The sequence below is a fragment of the Wolbachia endosymbiont of Bemisia tabaci genome, assembly GCF_003999585.1.
Lineage (GTDB): Bacteria > Pseudomonadota > Alphaproteobacteria > Rickettsiales > Anaplasmataceae > Wolbachia.
Window position 1 is genome coordinate 146220 of record NZ_CP016430.1, and the last position, 5556, is coordinate 151775.

A 5556-nucleotide genomic window follows, 5' to 3' on the forward strand; every position below is an offset into this window, starting at 1 on the left:
TAACTTGATCTTGTTGATCCTCTAAGTATTTAACTTGATTATTTAAGTTTTCTATTTCTTCTTTCATTTCTTCAATTGTCTGAATTTGATCTGCAATGATGTCGCTGTAGTTCTCTTGCAATTCATCAATACTATCTTCGTCTTCAATGAGTTCAAGTATATCTTCTGGAAATTCCTCGTACTCGATTTCTGGATCTTCGATGTCGAACTTTACTTCTTCTTCAAGTTCATCTTTTAAATTGCTATCATGCCTCTCTAACTTTACAATTGTTTCTGCTTCTATTTCTTGCTTCAATTCAGTAGCTCCTTTTTTCAAGCTTGACATTTCTTGCTTTAATTCGACATTTTCTTTAGACGATATTTGATTATCTGGAATCAATTCATCCATTCGTTGTGAGTTAGTTTCCTCTTGAGTTCGGATTTGTTGTGAAGCAATTTCTAGTTGAGTTTTAGTGTGCTGTAAATTGGCTTTCAATGCATTGCTATTAATAGAAGGAGAAGAAGGAAGGCTATTATCAGCATCAACTTTATGATCTAACTTCCCCTCTGGTTCCTTACCTTGATAAGCCACCATAGATTCATTGTAAAGATTAATAGGAGTAGCCCTATTCTCTTCTAGTGATTCCATTACAGCATCATATAAGGAGAGACCTTGAATATATAATTCATCGTTTTGCTTTATTAATTCTAGAATCTCCTTCGATGAAACAAAATCTTCACCATTAAATTTTAGTATTTCAGTTATGCCATCGCTACTCACATTCATAATCATGGTACACATTCCTGATCCATCTTTTGCAGCCCAAGTGCTTGTCATTTCATAATATGCACCTTCTTTAAATTCATAATATCTTTTCTTATCTTTTTTATGAGCGTGTATTTCATGTTTTTTATTGCAATAGATATTCAGTTCTTTAATATCTTTCTCTTGCTGTAAAACGTCACTAATCTTTGTTGGCTCACTATTGTCGTAATGAGTAAGGTTAATATTCAAAACTTTATTATTATTGTCAATTTCTTCACAGTAAACTTGAAAGTCCTCTTTCCATTTTCCAAAATACCTACTTGCAACTTCTTTTCCTTCCTTTACTAACTCTATGTATTTACCTATATTTTTCTCAAAGTCCTCATTAACAGGCTTTTCTCTTTCTTTTACTGCTTCATCCACATACATTCGCTTAAAATCATTATCACCTATTAGATTACTAAAACGCCAATTACCATAAGCTTTTTGTATATCAGTAAAGTCCATCTTTTCTCTCAAAAGCGCTAATAAGCTTATCTTATCTCTCAAATTTTCTAACTCACAATCGAGAAAATCATCGAAACTGCATAACTTTTATACAGTTCCCTATCTTCTATAATTGAGCGAAGAAATTTCATTATAGTAAGGTTCTTAATGGAAGGCTCATTTTTTTCTGCATCATTAATATAGCTTTTGAGAAATTGAAATATACCAAGCCCATCACTATCTTGGACAAACTTCTCTCTATCATTAACACAATTGTTGCCCTGTGATGAACATAATCTATTATGCAATTTTTGCAAGTCATGTATTGACTTAACTACATATTCTGCAACTGACAATTCTCTCAGCTGATCACTTGTTTTTTCCGCTTTTACTGCTTTGTCTCCCTTAGTCAAACCTGCAATCATAATATACCCCTTACAACTATATTTATATTATAACAATCAACATGTATTTAAGAAAAATCACACTGCTCACTGTACGTTTACGCTGCTACTTTGCATAATAGATTGCTTGAAGTCACACAAGTATCGTTTTTTATTAGATAAAAGTTAACAAGACGTTTTCATAGATTTTTAAGCTTAATAACATCCTCTCTATTGGGACTAGTTGAAATTAGATGAATTGGTACACCTATTAATTCTTCTATTTTTCTCACATATTTCATCAAATTTGCAGGTAATTCCTTAACTGACCTTTTGCCTTGAGTTTTCTCTTTCCAACCAGGAAATTCTTCATATATTGGCTCTAATTCTTTTTGTATTGAATGTGATGCGGGTAAATAATCATACATTTTTCCGCCATACTTATAACCAGTGCCTATTTTAATAGTATCAAAAGAATCAAGAATATCTAATTTGGTTAATACAATGCTTGAAACTCCAGAGAGTTGTACGGCCTGGCGCACTAAAACTGCGTCAAACCATCCGCAGCGCCTTCTTCTATTGCTTACTGTTCCAAGTTCCTTACCTATAGAAAATAAGCTGTCTCCAATCTCGTTATTTTGTTCAGTAGGAAATGGACCATTACCCACTCTTGTTGTATACGCTTTTGCTACACCAATAATGTGAGCATTGTAGGATAATCCTGAGCCTGTTATCGCTTGCGATGCTACGGTATTACTTGAAGTAACAAAAGGGTAAGTTCCGTGGTCGATATCTAAAAATGCGCCTTGAGCGCCTTCAAATATTATTTTCTTACCTTTTTTCATAAAATCATTTAGTATCTTCCACACAGGTTTTTTATATAAAAGAATTTTTTCTGAAATCTCTTCAATTTCCTTTAATATTTCTTCTTTTTTAACTACCTGGTAGTTAAGTCCTTTTCTGATAGCATTATGGTAACTCAGGAGAGCGTCCACTCTTTGATTGAGCTCATCTGTGTTTTCTAAGTCACAAAGGCGTATAGCTCTCCTTCCAACTTTATCTTCATAACATGGTCCTATCCCTTTGTTTGTTGTGCCAATTTTGCAATTTCCGTTTAAATCTTCAAATAGCTTTTCCTTGTCTTTATGTACACTGAGTATTAATGGGCAACTTTCAGATATCATCAAATTGTTATGATTTACGTCTACCCCTTTAACTTTCAATGACTCTATTTCTGAGATTAAAGCGTGTGAATCGAGAGCAACGCCATTTCCTATGATAGATATTCTGCCTGGTCTCAAAACAGCAGAGGGCAGTAAATTTAATTTATACACCTTATCACCTACTACTATAGTATGCCCTGCATTATTTCCCCCCTGAAACCTCACAACTACATCTGCATTCTCAGAAAGATAATCTACTATTTTACCCTTACCTTCATCACCCCATTGCAGACCAACAATTACAATATTATTCATCACTATTTTCTAGATTAATACGTAAATATTAATGCAGCATGCTACAAATGAAAAGAGAAATCTACGCCTTTCCTATATCCCTAAAATAAAGAAATAGACTATCGACTTTTTTATATATTATAAAATTATTCATCATTATATGGTACAACTTACAGCATATTTATAGTAAGGTGTTAATTATGAAAGAGGCAAAGAAGAGTCCGGTAGTTAGATTAAAGGCCACAGCTAAAGAATTCAATTTTAGTAAATTAAGAGCAGATCAAGATAATAAATTAGCGAATTCCGGTGAAACAATGTTCTTAGATTTTCAAAGAATGAATTTTATTATTAATGAAAAAGAAATAGATAAAAATTTTATTATTGCATTTAAGGAAGGAGCTAAAGATTATAAAAATGAGATTTTTAACCGTGATAATTTTGATAACCTCTCTGAAGAAGGTAAAGCTTTTATGGAACCAGTACTTAGGGAGCTTGATCAAGATAGACTATCTGAAGTTTGGGAAAATCATTGTAATAGCCCTACAGTTGCTGATGAGAAAAAAATTGATGAATATAGAAAGGAATTTGAGAGATTTTATAACGCAGGGAGAAGCTCTTATCATCTATTCTCCAAAAAAGATTACCGTGCATTAGCAAAGGAAATTTTCAAGGAAATGTTTAGATACGCTGAAGCAAAGGTTCCAAGTGATGCTATTTTAGAAGAGTTAGTCACCAATTGTAATCAAACAGCAGTTGTGTTAAAAGTCAATAGAAAAATTGATGTAGCTGTGAATAAGTACTTAAAATTTGTGTGGGCGTACTTATTCACAGCTATGCTATTACTATATAGAAACAGTTTTAGGGCTATACTCCTCAGTAAACAGTCTACCGTCTCTTACTAAAGAGTTAGCAAGGATAAGTAATTTTCTCATTGCAGCAGTAGAAGCAACTTTATATGGTTTTTTATATTGATTGTATAGCCTATCAAAGAAGATTTTTATATAAGAATTGTACCTTTGCGCACTAAGAATGCACATATGTAAAACCTTTCTAATTTGTGATCTACCACCCTGAATACACCTTTTTCCCTTACTAAAACCACTATCTCGATTAAAAGGTGCAACTCCGGAAAGGCTGGATATTTCTTCATGTTGGAGAGTTCCAAGCTCGGGTAGATAACAAATAAAAGTAATAGCTGTTATTGCACCTACACCAGGTATACTAGTTATTGACATATACTTTTTTTTAAGCTCTTGATTTTTATCGACTAATTCCATTACCTCATCTTCTAAGACTTGAATTTGATTTTGTAAAACTGCAAGTAGCTCTTCCATTTGTTTGATTATAGATAAATCGGTTACTTGATGAGCTTGGGTTTTTTGTATTTTTGCTATTTCTACTAGTTGATTCCTGCGAGATAATTTTTGCTTCAAACAGTCAATACTACTAACTTTTAAAGGAGTGACACGCATGTCTGTATTACTAACATAACGTGAGATGATGCTACAGTCTATTTTATCAGTTTTAGTAGCAATACCAAGGCTTTTTGCATAATCTCTCACCCATCTTGGTTGAATGACATATACTTCAAAACCATGGCTTAATAAAGTATAAGCACATAATTTTTCGTACCCACCAGTTGCTTCAAGTCCAACTTTGGTTACGTTATGTAAACGCAAAAAGTCGATTATTTGATCAATAGCTTGAACGTTATTTTCAAATACTTTATGATGTCCAAGTGGATGAATGTGGATGTCTAGTTTATTTTTGCTAATATCAATTCCAGTAATAATATTTGATAAATTCATAATTCCTCCATAAATAATGTGTATACTGCATTTTCCACCCTTATATACGAGCCTAAAAACTCAACCAGTTGTTCGGAACTTTCAGTATAATACACCAGAGAGGAGAACCTTGCTGCAAGACGGTCCTTATGACCAAGAGTATGGACGGTTCCTCCTCTCTGCGTGTCTTTATACTGCTATTTCGTGACATTTATAAAGACTTGTTTTTAACATATAAGGGTATGGGGCTGGTATATTTAATGAATCTCATGCCGCACTCAGTAGTTGTAATTTAACTCCACACAGTCCTAAAAAAGCGCTAAACATTTACTGCACCGACCACAACTGCATAAAAGTGACGTCTGATATGGCAATGCCTATAACCACGATTGACAATCCGGAAGAGAAAATATGTGACCTATCCAGCTCATTAGAATTCATACTCGAATCTCAAAATGACAAAGATGATATAATATATAAAGAAGGTAAATTATCACTCACTATTCCTGAAGAGTTAAAAAATTATAAAGATAATGGCAAGAGCTTGTTTGACATTATTAAAGAATATTTTCAGAAATTCTGTACAAAATTAGGATTTAAACCTGAGATAAAAATACAAATAGAGCATAGCTTAGGTACTCAAATCAAAGTAAACAACGATGGTACAATATCTACTACAGGATCGGATGCAAATGAAA

Annotated in this window: 4 protein-coding genes and 2 pseudogenes; 2 read left to right on the forward strand and 4 right to left on the reverse strand. The window is 33.1% G+C overall.

The annotated features are described in order from the left end of the window. The 3 genes from BBB02_RS00690 to BBB02_RS00695 all read right to left on the reverse strand — a co-directional run. Positions 1–1294 (reverse strand): hypothetical protein (locus BBB02_RS00690; protein ID WP_245970137.1); only part of this gene is annotated, 1294 nt, incomplete at its 3' end. A 5-nt stretch (positions 1295–1299) separates the two neighbouring features. Next, complete coding sequence (locus BBB02_RS06275) at positions 1300–1656, reverse strand: hypothetical protein (RefSeq protein WP_245970133.1); 357 nt, start codon at positions 1654–1656, stop codon at positions 1300–1302. Between the two features lie 158 nt (positions 1657–1814). Beyond that, complete coding sequence (locus BBB02_RS00695; protein ID WP_127463593.1) at positions 1815–3092, reverse strand: adenylosuccinate synthase; 1278 nt, start codon at positions 3090–3092, stop codon at positions 1815–1817. Positions 3093–3271: 179 nt separating this feature from the next. Between BBB02_RS00695 and BBB02_RS00700 the strand changes: the two are divergent. Continuing rightward, positions 3272–3817 (forward strand): annotated as a pseudogene (locus BBB02_RS00700) (hypothetical protein); the annotation flags it as partial. Positions 3818–3913: 96 nt separating this feature from the next. Here BBB02_RS00700 and BBB02_RS00705 read toward each other — a convergent pair. Next, on the reverse strand, positions 3914–4879 hold the full coding sequence (locus BBB02_RS00705; RefSeq protein WP_127463635.1) for an IS110 family RNA-guided transposase: 966 nt from the start codon (positions 4877–4879) through the stop codon (positions 3914–3916). Positions 4880–5096: 217 nt separating this feature from the next. Between BBB02_RS00705 and BBB02_RS00715 the strand changes: the two are divergent. Continuing rightward, positions 5097–5556, forward strand: a pseudogene (locus tag BBB02_RS00715) (hypothetical protein); the annotation flags it as partial.

Excerpts from the sequence above, each read along its gene's own strand:
- BBB02_RS06275 (WP_245970133.1), bottom strand. The coding sequence starts at position 1,656 with ATGATTGCAGGTTTGACTAAGGGAGACAAAGCAGTAAAAGCGGAAAAA.
- BBB02_RS00695 (WP_127463593.1), bottom strand. The coding sequence starts at position 3,092 with ATGAATAATATTGTAATTGTTGGTCTGCAATGGGGTGATGAAGGTAAG.
- BBB02_RS00705 (WP_127463635.1), bottom strand. The coding sequence starts at position 4,879 with ATGAATTTATCAAATATTATTACTGGAATTGATATTAGCAAAAATAAA.